At 67.4% G+C, this 22,028-nt stretch carries 16 protein-coding genes; 5 read left to right on the top strand and 11 right to left on the bottom strand.

The features are described 5' to 3' along the window. Window positions 1–5 precede the first annotated feature (5 nt). The 5 genes from Q9R30_RS12380 to Q9R30_RS12360 all read left to right on the top strand — a co-directional run bounded on the left by Q9R30_RS12380 (window position 6) and on the right by Q9R30_RS12360 (window position 6,975). A complete protein-coding gene (locus tag Q9R30_RS12380) occupies window positions 6–1,091 on the top strand; it encodes a low specificity L-threonine aldolase (RefSeq protein ID WP_311217765.1) in 1,086 nt (361 codons plus the stop codon). Between the two features lie 67 nt (window positions 1,092–1,158). Then, window positions 1,159–1,809 carry a DUF3000 domain-containing protein gene (locus Q9R30_RS12375; RefSeq protein WP_104997576.1) on the top strand — a complete coding sequence of 217 codons (651 nt, stop codon included), beginning with the start codon at window positions 1,159–1,161 and terminating at the stop codon, window positions 1,807–1,809. A gap of 121 nt (window positions 1,810–1,930) precedes the next feature. Continuing rightward, window positions 1,931–3,265: an HRDC domain-containing protein gene (locus tag Q9R30_RS12370; RefSeq protein WP_104997575.1), complete on the top strand. Its 1,335-nt coding sequence runs from the start codon at window positions 1,931–1,933 to the stop codon at window positions 3,263–3,265. Window positions 3,266–3,556: 291 nt separating this feature from the next. Beyond that, window positions 3,557–4,819 carry an acetyl-CoA C-acyltransferase gene (locus Q9R30_RS12365; protein WP_311217764.1) on the top strand — a complete coding sequence of 421 codons (1,263 nt, stop codon included), beginning with the start codon at window positions 3,557–3,559 and terminating at the stop codon, window positions 4,817–4,819. After that, a complete protein-coding gene (locus Q9R30_RS12360; RefSeq protein ID WP_311217753.1) occupies window positions 4,816–6,975 on the top strand; it encodes a 3-hydroxyacyl-CoA dehydrogenase NAD-binding domain-containing protein in 2,160 nt (719 codons plus the stop codon). Before Q9R30_RS12365 ends, Q9R30_RS12360 begins: the two co-directional genes overlap by 4 nt. Window positions 6,976–6,988: 13 nt before the next feature. Here Q9R30_RS12360 and Q9R30_RS12355 read toward each other — a convergent pair whose 3' ends face one another. The 11 genes from Q9R30_RS12355 to Q9R30_RS12305 form a co-directional block, all read right to left on the bottom strand. Continuing rightward, window positions 6,989–8,581 (bottom strand): ATP-binding cassette domain-containing protein, encoded by a 1,593-nt coding sequence (locus Q9R30_RS12355; protein ID WP_311217752.1) that lies wholly within the window; start codon window positions 8,579–8,581, stop codon window positions 6,989–6,991. A 2-nt stretch (window positions 8,582–8,583) separates the two neighbouring features. After that, window positions 8,584–9,327, bottom strand: a complete 744-nt coding sequence (locus tag Q9R30_RS12350) for an energy-coupling factor transporter transmembrane component T (protein WP_104997572.1) — start codon at window positions 9,325–9,327, stop codon at window positions 8,584–8,586. An 8-nt stretch (window positions 9,328–9,335) separates the two neighbouring features. Next, the gene (locus Q9R30_RS12345) at window positions 9,336–10,154 is read right to left on the bottom strand and encodes an ECF transporter S component (protein ID WP_311217751.1); all 819 of its coding nucleotides are present in this window, start codon (window positions 10,152–10,154) and stop codon (window positions 9,336–9,338) included. Between the two features lie 160 nt (window positions 10,155–10,314). Continuing rightward, complete coding sequence (locus Q9R30_RS12340; RefSeq protein WP_311217750.1) at window positions 10,315–11,340, bottom strand: nucleoside hydrolase; 1,026 nt, start codon at window positions 11,338–11,340, stop codon at window positions 10,315–10,317. A gap of 8 nt (window positions 11,341–11,348) precedes the next feature. Then, window positions 11,349–12,326 (bottom strand): aldo/keto reductase, encoded by a 978-nt coding sequence (locus Q9R30_RS12335; RefSeq protein ID WP_311217749.1) that lies wholly within the window; start codon window positions 12,324–12,326, stop codon window positions 11,349–11,351. Between the two features lie 9 nt (window positions 12,327–12,335). Next, complete coding sequence (locus Q9R30_RS12330) at window positions 12,336–12,896, bottom strand: hypothetical protein (protein ID WP_104997568.1); 561 nt, start codon at window positions 12,894–12,896, stop codon at window positions 12,336–12,338. Continuing rightward, on the bottom strand, window positions 12,893–13,510 hold the full coding sequence (locus Q9R30_RS12325; protein WP_311217748.1) for a DUF402 domain-containing protein: 618 nt from the start codon (window positions 13,508–13,510) through the stop codon (window positions 12,893–12,895). Before Q9R30_RS12325 ends, Q9R30_RS12330 begins: the two co-directional genes overlap by 4 nt. Then, entirely contained in the window at window positions 13,507–15,480 is a 1,974-nt protein-coding gene (gene dxs / locus Q9R30_RS12320) for a 1-deoxy-D-xylulose-5-phosphate synthase (protein WP_311217747.1), read from the bottom strand. Before dxs ends, Q9R30_RS12325 begins: the two co-directional genes overlap by 4 nt. A gap of 141 nt (window positions 15,481–15,621) precedes the next feature. Continuing rightward, window positions 15,622–18,447 (bottom strand): aconitate hydratase, encoded by a 2,826-nt coding sequence (locus tag Q9R30_RS12315; protein ID WP_104997566.1) that lies wholly within the window; start codon window positions 18,445–18,447, stop codon window positions 15,622–15,624. 165 nt (window positions 18,448–18,612) lie between these two features. Then, window positions 18,613–19,983, bottom strand: coding sequence for a TRAM domain-containing protein (locus Q9R30_RS12310; protein WP_311217746.1), 1,371 nt, complete (start codon window positions 19,981–19,983; stop codon window positions 18,613–18,615). Continuing rightward, on the bottom strand, window positions 19,983–21,959 hold the full coding sequence (locus Q9R30_RS12305) for an APC family permease (RefSeq protein WP_104997564.1): 1,977 nt from the start codon (window positions 21,957–21,959) through the stop codon (window positions 19,983–19,985). Before Q9R30_RS12305 ends, Q9R30_RS12310 begins: the two co-directional genes overlap by 1 nt. Window positions 21,960–22,028 lie beyond the last annotated feature (69 nt).

Below are 22,028 nucleotides of genomic sequence, written 5' to 3'. Positions count from 1 at the left end.
AAGCCATGACGACAACCGCCGAAACCGCCGCCGGCATCCGCCTCCATGATCCGAACGTGCGGGGTTTCGCCTCGGACAACTACTCGGGCGTCCATCCCGAGGTGCTGGCTGCCCTGGCGGCCGCCAACGACGGCCACCAGGTCTCCTACGGCGAGGACGACTACACCGCCAGGCTGCAGCAGCTGATGGAGGACCACTTCGGCCCAGGCATCGAGTGCTTTCCCGTCTTCAACGGCACCGGCGCCAACGTCCTTTCACTGCAGTCACTGCTCCCCCGCTGGGGCGCCGTGGTCTGCGCCTCCACCGCCCACATCAACATGGATGAGAACGGCGCGCCGGAACGCATGGGCGGCATCAAGCTGCTGCATGTCCCCACGCCGGACGGCAAGCTCACGCCCGAACTGATTGACCGGGAGGCCTGGGGCTGGGGGGACGAGCACCGCGCCCAGCCGCTGGCGGTGTCCATCACCCAGACCACGGAACTCGGCACCTGCTACACGCCGGAGGAAGTCCGGGCCATTGCTGACCATGCCCATGCCAAGGGAATGAAGCTCCACATGGACGGCGCCCGCCTGGCCAACGCCGCTGCCCACCTCCGGATTCCGCTGCGGGCCTTCACGCGCGACGCCGGGGTGGACATCCTGTCCTTTGGCGGCACCAAGAACGGCCTGCTGTTCGGCGAAGTGGTGGTGGCACTGAACCCGGAAGCGGCCCACGGGCTCGTCTACCTGCGCAAGATGGACATGCAGCTGGCCTCCAAGATGCGCTTCCTGTCAGCGCAGTTCATCGCGCTCCTGGAAGGTGACTTGTGGTTGCGGTCCGCCTCGCACGCCAACGCCATGGCCGCCCGGCTCCGCGCCGCCGTCGACACCATCGACGGCGTCCGGCCCACCCAGGAGACCGAATCCAACGGCGTTTTTGCCGTCCTCCCCGAAGGCGTGGCCGACAGGCTGCGCGCGTCGTTCCGCTTTTACGATTGGAATGAAGCCACGCGCGAGGTGCGCTGGATGTGTTCCTTCGATACCACCGAAGAGGATGTGGATGCCTTCGTTGCCGCACTCCGCCGGGAACTGCACAATGGCGGGAACTGACGGTCCGCGCCGTCAGCCGGCGGCGAGCCTACCCGACCTGCCCCGCCCGGTTGCGTAACCTGCGAAGGTGAACGCACTTGACCAGGTTCCCCCGGAGTTTCTCCACGCTTTGGGAACCCTCAGGAAAGCCCAGTGCCGCCGGGAACTGCGCCTGGCGGAAATCCCGGCACCGGCCCGGCTGGCGCCCTTTGCCGTGGCCCTGGGCGCCGAAGTTTTCGCCCCCGGCTCCGGCGCTCCGGGCACCCCGCTTCACGGCCCCGCCGCGATGGCACTCGCTGCCGCGTCCGGAACGGAAGGCGAGGACGGGATGGAACTTGCAACGGGGCGGTTCATCCTCCTCCACGACCCCCAAGGCTCCGAGGTCTGGGACGGGGAATTCCGCATTGTCACCTATATCCGTGCGGAGCTGGAACCCGAGATGGGCAACGACGAAATGCTCGGAACAGTCGCCTGGACCTGGCTGGTGGAGGCACTGGAGAACCACAAGGCGGCGTACCGGGCCGCCGGCGGCACTGCCACCAGGGTCCTCTCGGAGAGTTTCGGGACCCTGTCCGAAAGGCCCGGATCCATCGACATCGAACTGCGGGCCTCCTGGACACCCGCCACGTCCGACGTCCAGGCCCACCTTGAGGCCTGGTCCGACATGGTGTGCACCTTCGCCGGCCTGCCGCCGCTGCCGGACGGCGTGACGCCGCTGACGCTGCGCCGCCGGAACTAAGACCATTGTTGGTGACGGACCGAAGGCGGACCGATGGCGCACCGCCGCGGACGGGATGGCGGGGCATGGTGCCGGGCCAGAAGGCAGGCGTGTACTGGCCGGCCGGTAAACTGGAGGCATCATGACCCCTAACATTCCGGAAAACACCACGGCCGGCGTCCCGGCTGCTGATACCGCACCCCACATCACGGTGGAAGGCTTTGACAGCCCCATCCCCGAAATCGTTGAGCTCGCCGCCCCCCGGGAGGGCGTTCCGCTGGTCATCCAGACGCAGTCCGGCCTGGAGCGCTGCGCTGCGGCCATCGCCGCCGGCACCGGACCGGCGGGTGTGGACGCCGAGCGGGCTTCCGGCTTCCGTTACGGGCAGCGCGCGTTCCTGGTCCAGATCCGGCGCGAAGGCGCCGGGACCTGGCTGATCGACCCCGAACCCTTCGAGAACCTGGACGTCATCAACGACGCCCTCCGCGGTGTCGAATGGATCCTGCACGCCGCCAGCCAGGACCTGCCCTGCCTCGCGGAGCTGGGCATGTGGCCGGACAAGCTTTTCGACACCGAACTCGCTGCACGGCTGGCCGGGCTGCCCCGCGTGGGCCTGGCCGCCGTCATCGAGCAGCTGCTCGGCTTCGGGCTCGCCAAGGAGCACTCGGCAGCGGACTGGTCCACCCGGCCTCTCCCCGAACCCTGGCTGCGGTATGCCGCACTGGACGTTGAAGTCCTCACGGAACTGCGGGAGGAACTCATCGAGCTCCTGCAGGCGGACGGAAAGCTGGAATACGCCGAGCAGGAGTTCGCTGCGATCCTGGCCGCCGGATTGCCTGCAGCCCGCGTGGACCCGTGGCGGAAGACCTCCGGCCTGCACCAGATCAGGGACCGCCGGCAGCTGGCCGCCGTACGTGAGCTGTGGCTGGAGCGCGACTCCCTGGCACAGAAACGGGACGTGGCACCGGGACGGCTGATTCCTGACTCCGCCCTGGTGGCGGCGGCCAAAGCCATGCCGGCCACCGTGCCGCAGCTGCTGGGCACCAAGGGCTTCCACGGCCGGGCGGCGCAACGTGAAGCGCCCCGCTGGCTGCGCTGCATCGCAGCTGCACGGGATCTCGAAGAACTCCCGCCGCTTCACCTCCCCACCAACGCGCCGCCTCCGCCCCGTGTGTGGGCGGACCGGGACCCGGAGGCCGCTGCCCGCCTGGCCACCGCACGGCCGCTGCTGCAGGCGAAGGCGGAGTCGCTGAGCCTCCCGCTGGAGAACCTGCTTACTCCGGATTACCTGCGGCGGGTAGCCTGGCGGCCGCCGGCGGAAATCACCGAAACAGCAGTCGCCGCCGAACTGCGCGCCCTGGGCGCACGTGAGTGGCAGGTGGAACTGGCGACGCCCCTGATCGTTGAAGCGTTCCTGCACCCGCAGCCGCTGCCCGCCAAGGAACCCAAAGCGGACGCCACCGCAGCGGGGAAATAGGCGCATCCGCCTGCACCGCCTCCGGCTCCCACAACGAATCCCAAACGCTCTTTCACTTGATGCGTGAAAGCTGCCAACGCTCGCTCACTTTCTTGAAGAGAGTGAGAGAGCATTGGCCAAAAATGCGCATTAAGTGAGAGAGCGTCCCTTTAGGCGGGGGCCTTGCGGGCCAAGTTACTCACGAGTAACATCGGACGTATTGCCGCCAGGCCACTGCCAGCAAAGGCATGCCACCGGCGCCTACGTCTCGATGAGGAGTTATACGTGAGCCACCAGGGAAGCGGCGCATCCATGCGCACTGTCCGGGACGTCGTCTTTGTGGACGGCCTCCGCACACCGTTCGGCAGGGCCGGGGACAAGGGCATCTACGCCGGCACCCGGGCTGACGACCTGATAGTGAAGTGCATCCGCGAACTGCTTCGGCGGAACCCGTCGCTGCCGCCCGCGCGGATCGATGAAGTGGCTATTGCGGCCACCACCCAGACCGGAGACCAGGGCCTAACCCTTGGCCGGACGGCTGCCCTGCTTGCCGGACTGCCCAGGACGGTTCCCGGCTTTGCCGTTGACCGCATGTGCGCCGGAGCCATGACCGCGGTGACCGCTGTGGCCGGAGGGATCAGCTTCGGCGCATACGACGTTGTGGTGGCCGGCGGCGTGGAACACATGGGCAACCACCCGATGGGGTCAGGCGCCGACCCGAATCCGCGGTTCATGTCAGAGCGGCTGGTGGACCCGGCCGCGCTCAACATGGGGAACACTGCCGAGAACCTGCACGACCGTTTTCCGGCCATCACCAAGGAACGAACGGATGCCTACGCCGTCGCCTCGCAGGCCAAGTTCGAGAATGCCCGCCGCAACGGCCGCATCCAGCCGGACCTGGTTCCCGTTGCCGCGCTGAAGCCCGGCCAGGGCTGGACACTGAACACGGCGGACGAACCGCCGCGGCCAGGCACCACCTTGGCCGACCTCGCCGGCCTCCGCACCCCGTTCCGGGCCCACGGCCGCGTCACCGCCGGGAATGCCGCAGGCCTGAACGACGGCGCCACCGCAGCGGTCCTGGCGTCCGCCGAGGCTGCCGCCGAGCTGGGGCTGGCGGTCAAAATGCGTCTGGTCAGCTACGCGTATGCCGGTGTTGAACCAGAAGTCATGGGCATCGGGCCCGTGCCGGCCACCGAGAAGGCGCTGAAGAATGCGGGGCTCACGATTGCGGACATCGGCCTCTTTGAAATCAACGAAGCTTTTGCCGTGCAGGTGCTCAGCTTCCTGGACCATTTCGGCATTCCCGAGGACGACCCCCGGGTCAACCGCTACGGCGGCGCCATCGCCGTGGGCCACCCCCTGGCCTCGTCCGGTGTTCGGCTGATGACCCAGCTCGCCCGGCAGTTCGAGGAGGACCACTCCGTCCGGTACGGCATCACCACCATGTGCGTCGGCCTCGGCATGGGAGCCACCGTGATCTGGGAAAACCCGCATCACTCGGAATACACAGACTACAGCGGAGCCCGGCCCGGGGATTCCGCCGCCACCGAAACCGCTTCCGAAGGAGCCGCATGAGCGCCGCAGATTTCACCAAGCTTGCAGACCTGTTCCCGAACGAGACCGTCACGCACTCCTACGTCCAGGACATCGAACTGCCCGCTCCGGCGGGAAAACCCAGCCCGGGCACTTTTGCGCTCATCACCCTGGACAACGGCCTGGACCACTCCAAGCCCACCACGCTGGGACCCAACACCCTGGTGGAGCTCGGCACGGTGCTGGAGGGCCTTCGCGAGCGCGCCGGCCGCGGCGAGATCGTCGGCGTCGGAGTAACGGGCAAGCCCTACTACCTCGTGGCCGGCGCCGATCTTTCCGCCGTCAAGAACCTCGAAGAACGCGAGCACGGGCTGTGGATGGCGCAGCTGGGCCACGACGTTTACGCAACCCTGGCCAACCTGGGCGTTCCCAGCTTCGCCTTCATCAACGGCGCAGCCCTGGGCGGCGGCCTCGAAATCGCGCTGCAGTCCACCTACCGCACCGTGTCCACGGGAGCCGGGGCACTGGCGCTGCCGGAAGCCTTCCTCGGCCTGGTCCCGGGCTGGGGCGGTGTCTACATCCTGCCCCGCCTCATCGGGCCGGAAAACGCCGTGAAGGTGATGATCGAAAACCCGCTCAGCAACAACCGGACGCTGACCGGCCCCGAGGCATTCAGCCTCGGCTTGGCCGACGCCATCTTCGAACCGGCCGATTTCCTCGAGCAGTCCCTGGCCTGGGCGGCGGGAGTTATCTCCGGCACCGTAACCCCGGAACGTGCCAACGCCGTCGATCCTTCCGAACCCGAAACCGCCGCCAGGTGGGCCGGTGCGGTCGCGGCCGGGCGGGCCTTCGTGGAGGCCAAGACCTCCAATGCAGCACCCGCCCCGGGAAAGGTCCTGGACATCCTCGAAGCGAACCGCACCATGACCCAGGCCGAATCCGCTGCCCTTGAATGCGAAACCCTGGCCGGACTCATGCAGAGTGATGAATTCCGTGCCACCGTGTACGCCTTCCTCGACCTGGTCCAGAAGCGCTCCAAGCGGCCGGCCGGAGCCCCGGACCCCAAACTGGCCCGCCCGGTCACCAAGGTGGGAGTTGTTGGCGCCGGCCTGATGGCCAGCCAGCTGGCACTGCTGTTCGCCCGCCAGCTCAAGGTCCCCGTGGTGATGACGGACATCGACCAGGCCAGGGTGGACAAGGGCGTGGGTTATGTCCACGCTGAGGTGGACAAGCTGCTGGCCAAGGCACGCATCAGCCAGGACGCCGCCAACCGGACGAAGGCGCTGGTCACGGGCTCGGTGTCCAAGGAGGTTTTCGCGGACGCCGATTTTGTGATCGAAGCGGTCTTTGAAGAACTCAACGTCAAGAAGCAGGTCTTCGCGGAACTGGAAGAGGTCGTGACGCCGGACTGCATCCTGGCCACCAACACTTCTTCCTTGTCGGTCACGGCCATGGCGGAGGATTTGAAGCACCCGGAGCGCGTTGTGGGCTTCCATTTCTTCAATCCGGTGGCCGTCATGCCGCTGCTGGAAATCGTCCGGGCCCCGCGGACCGACGACGCCGTCCTCGCCACCGCGTTTGAGCTGGCCAAGGGCCTGAAGAAGACAGCCGTGCTGGTCAAGGACGCCGCCGCGTTCGTGGTCAACCGGATCCTGCTGCGGCTGATGGGCGAAGTGACGGCGGCCTTTGACGAGGGCACCGCGGCTGAAGTGGCCGACAACGCCCTGCGGCCCATGGGCCTGCCGATGACGCCCTTCACCCTGGGCGCCATGGTGGGGCTTCCTGTCGCCCAGCACGTGCAGGAATCACTCCACGCCGCCTTCGGCGAACGCTTCACAGTGTCCGCCAACCTGCAAAAGCTCATCGACAACGGCGTGAAGGGCCTCTGGACCACCGGCCCGGACGGCTCGAAGGCGATCCCCGAGTCCACCCTGTCGCTGATGTCCTTCGGCACCTCCCCTTCCACCGCCGGGCAGGTGCTCCAGCGCACCCAGGACGCCCTTGCCGAGGAAATCGGCCTGATGCTCGCAGAAGGCGTGGTTGCGGGCCCGGAGGACATTGACCTCTGCATGATCCTCGGCGCCGGTTGGCCCTTGTTCCTCGGCGGCATCACCCCGTACCTTGACCGGGTGGGTGCCTCCGAGCGCGTCAACGGCAGGCGCTTCCTGCCGCCGGGAGCGGCGTCCCGCCCGGCCTGACCAGCCAGCCTGATCAGCGGGCCAGCCGGCCGCCGTCGAGCTCCACACCGCGGTGTGCCATTGACCGGGCATAGGCGAGGTCATGCGTAACGAGCACGACGGCGGAGCCCTCCCCTGCCGCGGCACGCACCGCAGCGTCCAGCAGGGCCAAGCCGTCGCCGTCGAGCGCCACGGTGGGTTCGTCCAGGGCCAGGACCGCGGGTTTGCGGGCAAGGACCGTGGCCAGGGCAAGGAGGCGCTGGCTGGACGCGGGCAGTTCGGCGGGGTGCTCACCGGCAGCCCCTGCCAGGCCTACGGCGGCCAGCGCCTCGAGGGCCCGGCCCGCCGCCTCACCGGGCTGGAAGAGGCTGTCCAGGCCGAAGCGCACCTCACGGAGTACGGTCCGCTCGAACAGCTGGTCCCGGGGTTGCTGGAACAGCAGGCCCACTGATCGGGCCACCATGCCCGCCGGGATCCCGGCGATGTCTGAGCCACGGACGAGGACTTGCCCGGAAGCGGGCCGCAGCAGACCGTTGAAGTGGCGCAGCAACGTTGATTTCCCTGCACCGTTGGGGCCGGTGACTGCCACGATCTCTCCGGGGTTGACCGCCAGGTTGACGTCCCGCAGCACCTGGGGTTGTTTGGCGTCGTCGGGACCACCTCCCCGCCGCGTACGGCCAGGGGTCCTCCTGCCGCCGCCTGCGTAATCGAAGGAGACCCCGCGGAGCTCCAGGGCCGGGACGGCTGGCGCCGTGCCCGGCGGCACACTGGCCGGCACGGCCGGGCGCGCTGATCCGCGGGGCCGTGCCGCAAGTGTTCCTTCCACCAGGCCGCCAGGGCGCCGGATGCCCGAGGGCAGCAGCCCGGAGCCCGGATGCAGGTCGGCAGGGGTGCCGCTGGCCGTCACCCTGCCGTCCACCACGACATGCCACGTCCCGGCGTCAAGCAGCGGCGCGTCGACCACCTGGCTGAGGACCACGACGGCGGTGCCGCCCTTGACGAGGTCCCGCACCAGCTGTGCCAGTCCGGCGGTTCCGGCGCTGTCCAGCGAAGCGAAGGGCTCGTCCATGATCAGCACCCGCGGTTCCGTGACGATGGCGCACCCAATGGCAAGCCGGCGCAGCTCGCCGCCGGAAAGCCGGGCCGGGTGATGGTTTAGGAGGTCCGTGAGTCCCAGGAGCGCGGCGGTACGTTCCACCGTGGCCTTCATGGCGGCGCGCTCCACTGCCCTGTTCTCGAGGCCGAACGCGAGTTCTTCGGCCACTGTGGCCCGCACCGTGGACAGGACGGCGGCTGGATCCTGGGGAACAAACCCCACCTGGCGGCCCCATTCCGCGGGATTGATGCGCGGATCCCTGCCGCTGCCGAACTGCAGGCGGGTACCCGCGAGCTCCAGGAAGCCGTGGAGGGTTCCCCCGCCACCGGGCGGAAGCCAGCCGGCCAGCACCCGGCCCAGGGTGGATTTCCCGCTTCCCGACGGTCCGAGCACAGCGGTGAACGTTCCGGGGACGAAGGCGAGCTCCATCCCTTGCAGGACGGGGGCGGCGTCGTCATGGAACGTGAAGGTGCTGATGCCGGCCGACAGTATGGGTCCGGCGGTTTCCAGGGTGTCCCGGCCTCCGGCCATATTTAGGTTCCCACCGCGGAAAGCCAAAGCCGGAGGGCAACCGCCGCTGAGGCGGCCACCAGCAGGCCAACCCGGAGCACATGCTGGAGTTGGGAATCCGGCACGTCGCGGTAGGTGGTCCGGGGTCCCGGGTTGCTGAAGCCACGGGACTCCAGCGCCGCTGCACGGGTACCGGCGTCCTCGACCAGGGACAGGACCAGCGGGACCGCCTGGCGGCGGAAGGCGGCCACGCGGTGCAGCAGCCCGCGCCGGATCACCAGGCCGCGGGATTCCTGGGCCTGCCGGATCCCCTCCGCCCTGGAGGTGATGGCTGGCAGCAGGGTGAGGGTGGACGCCAGCACGAAAGCGAACCGGCCCTGGACGCCGCGGGCGGACAACGCCGCCACCAGGTCCGGAACGCTGACACTGAAGGAGAAGACCAGGAGCGCAAGGACTGCCGCCCCCAGCTGTGCCGCCCGCTCCACGGCAAAGGAAAGCCCCTCCGTGGTGACGCGGGCCGGCCCCCACTGCGCCAGGACGGTCCGCCCCTCAGGGAAGAACAGCCCATGCATGACCAGCAGTGACAGCCCCAGCGGGACCAGGACAGCAGCGGCGGCCGGAAGCGTCCTGCGCGCCGTGCCCGCGCGGGCCGACACGACGGCGGCCGCGGCCACGACGGCGAGGGACAGCGGCAAACTGGCTGCCGCCGTCGTAATGGCCGCCGTGCTGCCGGCGGCTGCCAGCGAGGTCAGCGGGTGGAGGCGCATCAGACTGGTCAGGAACCCTGTTCCGGCATCTTGCCGGCCAGCACGCGGTGCCGGCGGATGAACGGGAACTGCAGCCGCGCGCGGCGCGGAAGCGCGTAGGCCAGGAGGGCCACCACGGTGAACACTATCGCTTTGTCCATGGGGTCGGAGATGAGCGCCTGTTTGGTGATGGCGGCCAGGAGGGTGTCGCCCATGGCGCGGAAGGCACTGACGATGGCACCGGTGGCCACTCCGGAAGTACCGCCAAAGACGAAAGCCGCCACCGGCGCGGACACCACGCCGCCGATGATGCCGGTGGCAAACCCTGCTACGGGGGCGAGGTAGAAGCGGCGGAACATTCCATGGCGGGCGGCGAGGCCGGCAAGGCAGCCGATCAGTGCGGCCCCGGCGGCGAACGGCAGCACGGTGGGGTTGAAGAAGGACCAGACAATGCTGCTCAGCGCACCGGTCGCCGCACCCGCCGCCGGGCCGGCCAGCACCGCGATGAGGACCGTGCCGATGGTGTCAAGGTAGAACGGGACCAGGGTGCTGCCGACGAACTGGCCAAGCACAATGTTCAGCACCAGTGCCACGGGGATCAGCACCACAGTGGAGGCCGGCAGCGTAGGCAGGACGGCGACAATCAGCAGCACGGCGCCGACGAGGAAGCCGGAAAGGGCGATCAGGGCGGACGCGCTGCCCGGTCCCCCGGTGATGTCTGCAGGCTGGTTCAGCACCAGGTAGACGTAGGTGCCGGCGATGGCCAGGGCGCCGAGGATTTCCAGCAGCCGGCGCTTGCGGGCGGCGGCGGGCGCCGGGGACGGCAACGTCAGGGAATGCGATGACATGGAGGTTCCTTCAGGGTGCGGGCGCGGAGGACCCGGAGTTCCCGGGCCGGGCGGAGCGCCGCCTATGTCACCTCGGCAGCAGCCGGCGGCGTGTGGCCGGGCCGGACGCGAACCATTCTACCGCGGCCGTTTTGCGCGGCCCAGCGAGGTTTTGCGGCGCTCAGCCCAGGCGCCGGGCCATGCTCCCGACGGCGGACACCAGTTCCCGGAAGGCGGCTTCAGGCTGGTTCGCCGTCACCACCCTGGCATTGGGCGGAATGCACCACAGTCCCCGGAAGTCCGCCACGGTGGTGCCCATCAGGAGCGGAGACCCGGTCTCGACGTCGACGGTGGCGGGCAGTGCCTGGAACTCCAGGGTGCCCGCGGCCACACCGGCGGCGAAGAAGTCGTGGACATGGGCCAGGTATCCCTGGTCATAGTGGCGGTGGAATTCGAAGTAGAACCGCAGGGCATCGGACAGGTGCCTGATGAGCACGTTGTCCGAGGTGCTGCGCTGTCCTTCGGGCTGGCCGGGCAGCACCAGCTCGGGAACTGTCGCGCCGGCCGCCTCGGCCAGCTGCTGGACGTGCGCCGGGTGCAGCTCGATCCGCTCAGTGGTGTCCAGCGAGCAGACGACCGGCAGTTTCTCCAGCGGCTGCCCGCGGAAGGCGGCATAGACTTCCTTGGCCGCGTGCGGATCCACGTGCGTGTTCCACTCCGCCGTGGGCGTGGTGTTGCCCTGGTGGTAGAAGCTGCCGCCCATGATCACCACCTTTGCCAGCAGCTCGGGCAGCCGGGGTTCCTGCCGCAGGGCCAGCGCGAAGTTGGTCAGGGGCGCTGTGATCAGGGCCGTGAGCTCCCCCGGCCGGTTGCGTGCGTGGTCAACCCACAGGTCGACGGCGTGGCGCGCCGACACAGCGCCGGCAGGTTCCGGCAGGACCGCGTACCCGATGCCCTGCGGGCCGTGCGTTTCCGGCGTGGTCAGCAGCGGTATGGCCAGCGGTCCGCGCGCGCCGACCGCCACTTCCACCCCGGGGCGTCCGCAGAGTTCCAGCAGTGCCAGCGTGTTGCGGGCCACCTGGTCCGCGTCCACGTTTCCGGGGGTTGCGGTGACGGAGACGAACTCCGTGTCCGGGAGGGCGGCAAGGTACGCGAGTGCCAGGGCGTCGTCGATGCCGGTGTCCACATCCAGTAGGAAGGCGGTCATGTCGTTTCCTAGAAGAGCGCCACCTTGGGCGCTGCGGGGAAAATATCGTCGAGCTCGGCAAGGTCCTTGTCAGAAGGAACCCAGTCCGCTGCTCCGGCGTTCTGGCGCACCTGCTCAGGCCTGGTGGCTCCGGCGATGACGCTGGCCACCGAGGGCTGGGCCGCCAGCCAGGAGAACGCAACCTGGATTTCGTTCAGGCCGCGGTCCCTGGCGAAGCTGCTGAACCTGTCCAGCTGGTCCCAGTCGGCGTCGTGGACGAGGTGCGTGCGGGTGTGGCTGAGCCTGGAGCCCTCCGGGGCGTGGCCGGGCGAGTACTTGCCGGTCAGCAGTCCGTTGGCGAGGGGGAAGTACGGCAGGACGCCCAGTCCGAACTCCTCGGCGGCCGGGGTCACCTCGAGTTCCGCCCGGCGGTCCAGGAGGTTGTAGTGGTTCTGGGTTGAAATGAAGCGGGCGCCGCCGAGTTCGCGGGCGACGTACTCGGCCTGGGCGATCTGCCAGCCGGCGCGGTTGGAGTGCCCGAGGTAGCGGACCTTGCCGCTGGTGACGAGTGTGTCGAGTGCGGACAGGGTTTCGTCAATCGGGGTCAGCGGATCCGGGGTGTGGAACTGGTAGAGGTCGATCCAGTCGGTGCCCAGCCGCCGCAGCGACGCCTCCACCGCTTGGATGATGTAGCGGCGCGAGCCTCGGGCGCCGAAGTCCGGCCCGCTCGCGCCTTTCATGTCCATGCCGAACTTGGTGGCAAGGACGACGTCGGGCCGCCGGCTGCCGAGGGCCCTGCCCAGCATCGTCTCGCTGAGGCCGGGTTCCCGGCCGTAGGTGTCTGCGACGTCGAACAGGGTGATTCCGGCGTCGAGTGCGGCGTGGACGACGGCGTCCGTGGCTTCCTGGGATTCGGTGACGGTGTTGGCGCGGCCAAGGTTGTTGCAGCCCAGGCCCACGGTGGAGACGGTCAGGCCGGATTTGCCTACGCGGCGGTACGCGGTCACGGGATGCTCCTAAAGGCTGAAGCCGGTGGCGGGTTTGGCTGAGTGCTTGAGCTTGAAGTGCTCGGGCTCGTTGTACGGGGCGGCCCCGATGCTCAGCTTGGTGAAGTCCAGGTCCTCGCCGCGGGTGCAGACCTTGATGGCGTTGACGGCCTTATTCACGTCGGGGCAAAGGCAGAAGATGTTCAGCTTGTAATCCGTGAACCCGGAACGCTCCACGGTTCCCAGTCCACGCCAGGCGAGGTGGCTGATGAGGGCGTCCGTTGCCTTCTCTTCGAGGTAGCGGTCCCGGTCCGTGCCTTCCCTGGTTTTGAGTGCGAACTGGGCAACCACCCAGAACTGCTCCTCGTCGGGGATTTCGGCGTAGCCGTCCTCGGCGCACTGGGCCGCGAAGGCGTCCAGGAGCCCCTCGGCTGCCTCCGCATCCGGCACGTCGGTTTCTTCCGTTTTGCTCTGGTGCCCCACCACGCCGTAGTTCATGACGAACTGGCTGTAGTCCCCGTCGTACCAGGCCTCCCGGAAGTGGAGGGTGCCCTCGTCGTCGCGCTTGTAGACCCTGACAATTCCGCTCATTTTCGTCCCTTTGTGAACCATGCGACGTCAGTGCCGTCGAACGGAGCCTGTTGCGCCTTGACGGCATGGTAAAGCTGGTCTGCGGCCTTTTGGATGTCCGCCACCAGCCGGTCCGGGTAATGCATGGAGATACTGTGCTCGGCGAACTCGTCCTGGTCGTCGATGAACACTCCGCGGTCTTCGGTGCGGATGACATCCAGGTCCATGTCGATCACATGGAACTCGGTGACGGCGGGCCGGATGACGGTCCACTCGTGGCCCACGGCCAGGTCCACGTACACCCGGACCCCGTTCGGGTGGGCGTCATCGTAGAACGTGGCAACCCAGTCGCCGGAGCGCGGAACCAGCAGCACGGCGTCGGATTTGGTGTAGAACGCCGCACCGGGCCTGGAGCAGAACTCATTGGTTCCCTGGAAGATCCACCACCCATGTTCGTCTTCGCCCAGGTAGCGCCCCGGCACTACCCAGTGCGCCTTGCCGTTCCATTTCCTGTTCCTGGCCACTACCAGCTGGCCAGGCTGCAGCCCGGCGGGAACCCGCGTGGTAGTGGTGTGCACGGGCCGCCCGGACTCCCCCGCTGCACCCGGGTACTTCAGTGCGTCTTCTTCCCTCACAGAATCGGAAGGCTGCCGGTGGTGGGGTGCTGTTGTCCGGGCAGGGGACGCGCAAACGGGACCTTGGTCCCGAGAACCTGCGCTACGACGTCGTGCGTGATCTGCTGGGCGGTCAGGCCCACGCGTTCGAGGATCTGTCCGCGGGTGCCGTGGTCCAGGAATTCGACCGGCAGGCCCACCTCGTTCAGGGCGGTGTCCACGCCTGCTGCGCGCATTTCCTGGCGGATCCGTGAACCGACGCCGCCGGCACGGACGCCGTCCTCGATGCAAATGACCAGGCGGTGGTGGGACGCCAGGGCAATGATGGAGCGCGGAACGGGCAGGACCCAGCGCGGGTCCACCACCGTGGTGCTGATGCCTTGCGCGCCAAGCCGGTTGGCCACATCCAGCGCGAGTTCGGACATGGCGCCCACACTGATGATCAGGACATCGTTCTCGGTTGAGCCGCTGGGCCTGCGGGCCAGCACGTCCACGCCGTCACGGAGCCGTTCCAACGCTTCCACTTCGGCTCCAACGGAGCCTTTGGAGAAGCGGACCACCGTGGGTGCGTCGCTGACGGCTACAGCTTCGCGGAGTTCCTCGCGCAGCCTGGTGGCGTCGCGCGGCGCCGCCAGGTGGAGGCCGGGAACGATCTGGACCATGGACATGTCCCACATGCCGTGGTGGCTGGCACCGTCCGGCCCGGTGACCCCGGCACGGTCCAGGACGATGGTGACGCCTGCCTTGTGCAGCGCCACGTCCATCAGGAGCTGGTCGAAGGCCCGGTTGAGGAAGGTGGCGTAGACGGCGACCACCGGATGCAGGCCGCCGAACGCCATTCCCGCAGCGGAGGTGAGGGCGTGCTGTTCGGCGATTCCGACGTCGATCACGCGGTCCGGGTGCCGGGCAGCGAACTTGTGCAGGCCCACGGGGATGAGCATGGCGCCGGTAATGCCCACGACGTCCTTCCGCTCATCCGCGATGGCGGCGATCTCATCGGCAAACACGGACGTCCAGGACTGGGCCCCGGCGGTTCCGGTGGGCTCGCCCGTTTCGGGGTCGATAATGCCGACGGCGTGGAACTGGTCAGCCTCATGGGCACGTGCAGGAGCGTAGCCGTGGCCCTTTTCGGTCATGGCGTGGACGATCACCGGGCCCGCGTAGTGCTTGGCCGTGGCGAGGGCGTGCTCCATCGCCTGGAGGTTGTGGCCGTCCACCGGGCCGATGTACTTCATGCCGAGGTCCTCGAACATCCCCTGCGGCGCCCACCAGTCCTTGATGCCCTTCTTCATGGCGTGCAGGCTCTTGTAGGTGAACTGGCCAACGGGCCCGCCGCTCTGCAGCTTCTTCTTCCACCAGTCCAGCGCCCGTTCGTAGGCGGGGGTGGCGCGGAAGGAGTCGATGGTGGGGCGCAGCGAGGCCAGGTAGTCGGCGAAGCCGCCCACGGTGGGAGCGTAGGACCTGCCGTTGTCATTGACCACAATGACAACGCGGCGCTTCTTGTCCGCGGCGATGTTGTTGATGGCTTCCCAGGCCATGCCGCCGGTGAGGGCGCCGTCGCCTACGACGGCGACGACGTGCCGGTCGCCTTCGCCGGTCAGCTGCCGGGCGCGGGAGATGCCGTCGGCCCACGACAGTGAAGAGGAGGCGTGCGAACTCTCCACAATGTCATGTTCGGACTCCGCGCGGGATGGGTAGCCGGAGAGGCCGCCTTCCTGGCGAAGGGTGCTGAAGTCCTGGCGCCCGGTCAGGAGCTTGTGGACGTACGACTGGTGGCCGGTGTCAAAAACGATGCTGTCACGGGGCGAATCGAAGATGCGGTGCACGGCAAGTGTCAGCTCCACCACGCCGAGGTTTGGTCCGAGGTGGCCGCCGGTCTGGGAGACGTTCGTGATCAGGAACTCCCTGACCTCCGAAGCCAACTCTTTCAGCTGTTCTTCGGACAACTCGTTCAGGTCCTGCGGATTCCGGATGGTGTCCAAGATTCCCAATGACCCCTCCTTCGGGTGGTAGACGTGCCGTTTAACTCTAACGCCTCGGCCCGCAGGGCCTGGCTCACCCCAAAAGCCGAAGCCCCGGCTGGTCGGTGACCGGCCGGGGCTTCGGGAGGTGGTGCCTGCTCGCGGAACCCGCTAGTTGACGGAGATCTGCCGCAGCACGTACTGCAGGATGCCGCCGTTCCGGTAGTAGTCCGCTTCACCCGGAGTATCGATGCGCAGGATGGCGTCGAAGGACTTGGCGGTGCCGTCTTCAGCGGTGGCGGTGACCTTGAGGGTCTTGGGCGTGGTGCCCTCGTTCAGGGCGGTGACGCCCTCGACCGAGAACGTCTCCGTGCCGGAAAGGCCCAGGGTTGCAGCGGACTCGCCGGCCGGGAACTGCAGCGGCAGGACGCCCATGCCGATGAGGTTGGAGCGGTGGATGCGCTCGTAGCTCTCGGCGATGACGGCCTTGACGCCCAGCAGGGCGGTACCCTTTGCAGCCCAGTCGCGGGAGGAACCGGAACCGTATTCCTTGCCGGCCAGGATCACCAGCGGGGTGCCGGCTGCCTGGTAGTTCTGCGCGGCGTCGTAGACGTAGGCCTGCGGGCCGCCTTCCTGGGTGAAGTCGCGGGTGAAGCCACCTTCGACGCCGTCCAGGATCTGGTTCTTGATGCGGATGTTGGCGAACGTTCCGCGGATCATCACCTCGTGGTTGCCGCGGCGGGAACCGTAGGAGTTGAAATCCTTGCGCTCCACGCCGTTGGCCAGCAGGTACTGGCCGGCAGGGGTGTCGGACTTGAACGAACCGGCCGGGGAGATGTGGTCGGTGGTGACCGAATCGCCCAGCTTCAGGAGCACGCGGGCGCCCGTGATGTCCTTGACCGGCTCCGGCTGCGCCTGCATGCCCTCGAAGTACGGGGGCTTCCGGACGTAGGTGGAGTTCGGATCCCAGGCGAAGGTGTCGCCGGCGGGAGTGTCGAGCGCCTTCCAGCGGGCGTCGCCCTCGAAGACGCCTTCGTAGCCCCTCGCGAACATGTCCTTGTCGATCGAGGAGTCGATGACCTGCTGGACCTCGACCGGGTTGGGCCAGATGTCCCTGAGGAAGACGTCGTTCCCGGCCTGGTCCTTGCCCAGGGCGTCCGTTTCGAAGTCGAAGTCCATGGAACCGGCCAGGGCGTAGGCGATGACCAGCGGCGGGGAGGCCAGGTAGTTCATCTTGACGTCCGGGTTGATGCGGCCTTCGAAGTTGCGGTTGCCCGAGAGGACAGCAGCAACGGCGAGGTCGTTGGCCTGGATGGCTTCCGAAACTTCAGCTTCCAGCGGGCCGGAGTTGCCGATGCAGGTGGCGCAGCCGTAGCCCACGATGTAGAAGCCGAGCTTCTCCAGGTAGGGGGTCAGGCCGGACTTCTCGTAGTAGTCGGTGACAACCTTCGAGCCGGGGGCTACGGAGGTCTTGACCCACGGCTTGGACGTCAGGCCCTTGTCCACGGCGTTGCGCGCCAGGACTGCGGCGGCCAGCATGACCGAGGGGTTGGACGTGTTGGTGCAGGAGGTGATGGAGGCGATGGTGACGGCACCGTGGTCCAGCTCGAACTCGCGGCCGTCAGCCGTCTTGACCGGCACAGGCTGGGAGATCCGGCCCGCCGCCCCGTGGCCTGCCGAGTACTTCGGGGGCTCCCGGTCGGTGTCGGAGATGTGCGTGGCACCGGCGGTGAAGGAAGGCGAATCGGAGGCGGGGAAGGACTCCTCCAGCGATTCGTCCAGGGTACCGGCATTAGCATCGTGGGAAACGTAGTTCTTGAGGTCGTGGCGGAACTCGTCCTTGGCCTCGGTCAGTTCGATGCGGTCCTGCGGGCGCTTGGGGCCTGCGATGGACGGAACAACCGTGGACAGGTCCAGTTCCAGGTACTCGGAGAACTTGATGTCGCGGGAAGCATCGTGCCAGAGCCCCTGCTCCTTCGCGTACGCCTCCACGAGGGCGACGTTCTGCTCCGAGCGGCCGGTGAGGCGCAGGTAGTCCAGGGTGACGTCGTCGATCGGGAACATGGCGGCCGTGGAACCGAACTCCGGGCTCATGTTGCCGATGGTGGCGCGGTTGGCCAGCGGCACAGCGGCCACGCCTTCGCCGTAGAACTCCACGAACTTGCCCACAACGCCGTGCTTGCGGAGCATCTCGGTGATGGTCAGCACCACGTCGGTTGCCGTAGCGCCCGCCGGGATGGAACCGCTCAGCTTGAAGCCCACAACACGCGGGATCAGCATGGAGACGGGCTGGCCCAGCATGGCCGCCTCGGCTTCGATGCCGCCAACGCCCCAGCCGAGCACGCCCAGGCCGTTGACCATGGTGGTGTGCGAGTCGGTGCCCACGCAGGTATCCGGGTACGCACGGAGCGCGCCGTCAACTTCACGGGTCATGACGGTGCGTGCCAGGTATTCGATGTTGACCTGGTGGACGATGCCGGTTCCCGGGGGAACCACCTTGAAGTCGTCGAACGCGGTCTGGCCCCAGCGCAGGAACTGGTAACGCTCCCCGTTGCGCTGGTATTCGATCTCCATGTTGCGCTCCAGTGCGCCGGAGTTGCCGAAAGCATCGATCTGGACCGAGTGGTCAATGACCATCTCGGCAGGCGCCAGGGGGTTCACCCGCTTGGGGTCGCCGCCCAGTTCCTTGACCGCTTCACGCATCGTCGCCAGGTCCACCACGCAGGGGACGCCGGTGAAGTCCTGCATGATCACGCGTGCAGGCGTGAACTGGATTTCTGTATCGGGCTGGGCATTGGGATCCCAGCCCGCCAAGGCGCGGACGTGATCGGCAGTGATGTTCGCGCCGTCCTCGGTCCTCAACAGGTTTTCAAGCAATACCTTGAGGCTGAACGGAAGGTTTTCTGCACCTTCAACGGAGTTCAACCGGAAAATTTCGTATTCGGTTCCGGCTACATTAAGTTTGCCTTTTGAACCGAAGCTGTCCACAGTGCTCATCGCAGGACTCCTCTCGCAACAGTTTCATCTTTGTCGCGCGGTTGACCGCCTGCTAGTTAGGAGGCCCTAATTAGTTTCGGGCCCGAAAATTGCACACGGTCGGCCGTGATTACGGAGCGCGACGTGGGACTACTACGGCCATCGTAGTCGAAAACAGCAGTGGCATCACGGAAGGGGCGCCATCAGCGCCACCGTCTCCAGATGGTGGGTATGGGGATAGAGATCGAAGGCACGGAGGCCTGACAGCCCCCATCCCGCCTGGCGGAAGTACCCCACGTCCCGGGCGAACGACGCCGGATCACAGGACACGTAGGCAATGGCGCGGGGGCGGGCCTCAACAAGCTGGCTCACCACTGCCTTCCCTGCCCCCGCCCGGGGCGGGTCCAGGATCAGGGCGTCAAAACTCCGCGGTTTCTGGCGGAGCACGCGCTCCACCCTGCCTTGGACGATCTCCACCTGGGGTGCCCCCTGCAGGTTCTTCCGTGCATCCCGGCTGGTTCCGGCGGCACCTTCCACGGACAGGACGGACCCCGTCTCCCCCACCGCGTCAGCCAGGACTGCGGTGAAGAGGCCGGCTCCCGCGTAGAGGTCGGCAACAACCGCCCCGGGGTGGAGGAAGCCCCCGCCGCGGAGGAATTCTGTGACAGCCCCCACAAGGGCCCCGGGCGCGTCGCGGTGGATCTGCCAGAACCCTGCGCCGGTGACCCGGTAGTCGTGCCCGGCCGCTGATTCCTGCACCCACGTACGGCCGCGAAGCTGCTGCACGGCCTCAGTAGCGGGGTCGAAAGTGGCTACGGACACCTCGCCGGGCAGTTGGGCTGCGATGGCGCTAAGCCGTTTGGGCTTGGTTCCCGGTCCTGGCGCCAGCAGCACCAGGGGACGCGAGCCGTTGGCCGGTGCAGCCACTTCCACGCGCTCGATGCCCTGCAGGTCGATGTCCCAGAGGCGCAGGTTGTTGATTGCCTCCGAAGCGAGCGGCATCTCCCGGACCGGAACGATGTGCGTGGAGCGGTGCGCGTGCATGCCCAGCTTGCCGCCGGGGGTGACCGCAAAGCCCGCGCGCGTGCGCCACCCAAGGCCGTCCCCGCCGTCGGCCGTTCCGCCCACGGCTTCCACGCTCCCGGCCCCACCGGGCAGCTGCTCGACGCCGGCGAGCCGCTTGAGCTGTTCGGCAAGCACTTCCGCTTTGAGGCTGCGCTGGCGGGCGAGGGTGATGTGGCCGAACTCGGCTCCGCCCACCGGGGGGTGTCCGTGGCTCCAGGCCCGCGTTGAATCGGCCAGGTGCCAGAAGTGGTCCCCGCGGTCCGGAGAGGCTTCAAGGACCTCGACGACGTCCGCCCGCCAGAATTTGGCCTTTTCCTCCGCATCCGTCAGCCGCACCCGCACCTTTTCCCCCGGAATGCCGTGCCGGACGAAAATCACCCGGCCCTCATGCCTGGCAACGCAGTGGCCGCCGTGGGCCACCGGACCGACGTCGAGCACTACTTCCCTGCCTGCGTCTCCGGTCAGGGGCGGCCGTGTTTCTGTGTTTGCCATTATTGGACGTCCTGCAGGTTCTTCGCTTCTTCGGATGATTTCAACTGCCAGGGGACGCTCGCCACCATGACGCCGGGTTCAAAGTGCAGCCGGGTCTTGATTCGCAGGGCAGTCTGGTTGTGGACCAGCTGCTCCCACCACTTGCCTACAACGTATTCGGGGATGTAGACCACGATCAGGTCGCGCGGGGAATCCTTCCGCATGTGTTTGACGTACTCCATGATGGGTGTGACAGTCTCGCGGTACGGACTGGCCAGCACGGTCAGCGGCACCGGAATCTCCAGCTTTTCCCAGTCAGCCACGGTCTGCGCGGTTTCCTCGGCATCGATGTCCACTGTCACCGCATCAAGCCGGGAAGGCCGGGATGCCCTGGCATACGCCAGCGCCCGCAGCACGGGCTTGCGCACATGGGACACCAGCAGGACGGCGTGCACCCTGGTGGGAAGGGCACGCGGCGAAGAGTCCTCGTCCACTGCCAGTTCCCTGGCCACGTTGTCGTAGTGCGCCCTGATGCTCCACATGATGAGGAACAGGATGACCATGGCAAGCAGGGCAATCCAGGCGCCCTGCTCGAACTTGGTGACCAGCACGATGACCAGGACCGTGGCCGTCATGCCGAAGCCGATGCTGTTGATGACGCGGGACTTGGCCATCCGGCGCCGGACTGCCTTGTCCTTGGCCAGCTTGAGCTGCCGCCCCCAATGCCGGATCATCCCCAGCTGGCTGGCGGTGAACGAGATGAAGACACCCACGATGTAGAGCTGGATGAGCTTGGTGACGTCCGCGTCGAAGGCGATGATCAGCACCAGGGCGCCGGCGGCGAGGGCCAGGACGCCATTGCTGAACGCCAGCCTGTCACCCCTGGTGCGCAGCTGCCGCGGCAGGTAGCCGTCCTGGGCGAGGATGGAGCCCAGCACCGGAAAGCCGTTGAAGGCGGTGTTGGCGGCAAACACCAGGATCACGCCGGTGGCGGCCACCACGATGTAGAACGGTATGGATCCCGGACCGAAAATCGTCTGGGCGATCTGGCTGATGGCAGGGTTCTGGATGTACCCCTCCGGCAGCGGGTTGCCGTTGAGCAGGAACTCGGTTGCCGGGTCCAGGACGATGTGCACCTTGGTGGCATTGGCCAGGTAGATGATGCCTGCCAGCATGGTGGCGCCGATGACGCCCAGCAGCAACAGGGTGGTGGCGGCGTTCTTGCTCTTCGGCGGCCGGAAGTTGGGCACGCCGTTGCTGATGGCTTCGACGCCGGTCAGCGCCGCGGCGCCCGAGGAAAAGGCCCGCAGCAGCAGGAAGGCGCCGGCGAGGCCCACAAGGCCCTCGTCGAAACCAGGGGCGGGGACGATCGTGAAGGCAGCGGAGGGCGCCTGGCCCAGCTGTCCGGTTGCCGCCTGGAACAGTCCCACCGCCGTCATGCCGAGGATGGAGGCCATAAAGATGTAGGTGGGGACGGCGAAGAGGGTGCCGGCCTCTTTGATCCCGCGCAGGTTCACCAGAGCAAGGATGACGACGCCGGTGGCGGCAATGGCGGCCTGCTGGCCGTGCAGGGAAGGGACGGCGGTGGTGAGGTAGGCGGCCGCCGAGGATATGGACACCGCCACTGTCAGGACGTAGTCCACCAGCAGTGCCGACGCCACCGTGAGGCCTGCGTACCTCCCCAGGTTCTCGCCGGCGATCTCGTAGTCGCCGCCGCCGGAAGGATAGGCGTGGACGTTCTGCCGGTAGGAGGCCACCACCGTCAGCAGGACCACCATCACCGCCACGCCCACCCACGGCGAGAACGCCACCGCACTGACGCCCGCCAGCGCCAGCGTCAGCAGGATCTCGTCCGGCGCATAGGCTACGGAAGAGAGTGCGTCGGAGGCGAAGACCGGAAGTGCGATCCGTTTGGGAAGCAGCGTGTGGGCCAGGCGGTCATTTCGAAATGGCCTTCCCACCAGCACACGCTTGACGGCGTTCAATATTGTCAACACCCCACAAAGCTAGTCTGATTCCCGGACGATGTCATGACGGACCGGGCGACAACGGGAGCCCGCACGCTG

This window comes from Arthrobacter sp. AB6 (assembly GCF_031844545.1).
Lineage (GTDB): Bacteria > Actinomycetota > Actinomycetes > Actinomycetales > Micrococcaceae > Arthrobacter.
The sequence above is the reverse complement of the archived record's forward strand: the minus strand, read 5'-3'. Positions and strand labels throughout refer to the sequence as shown.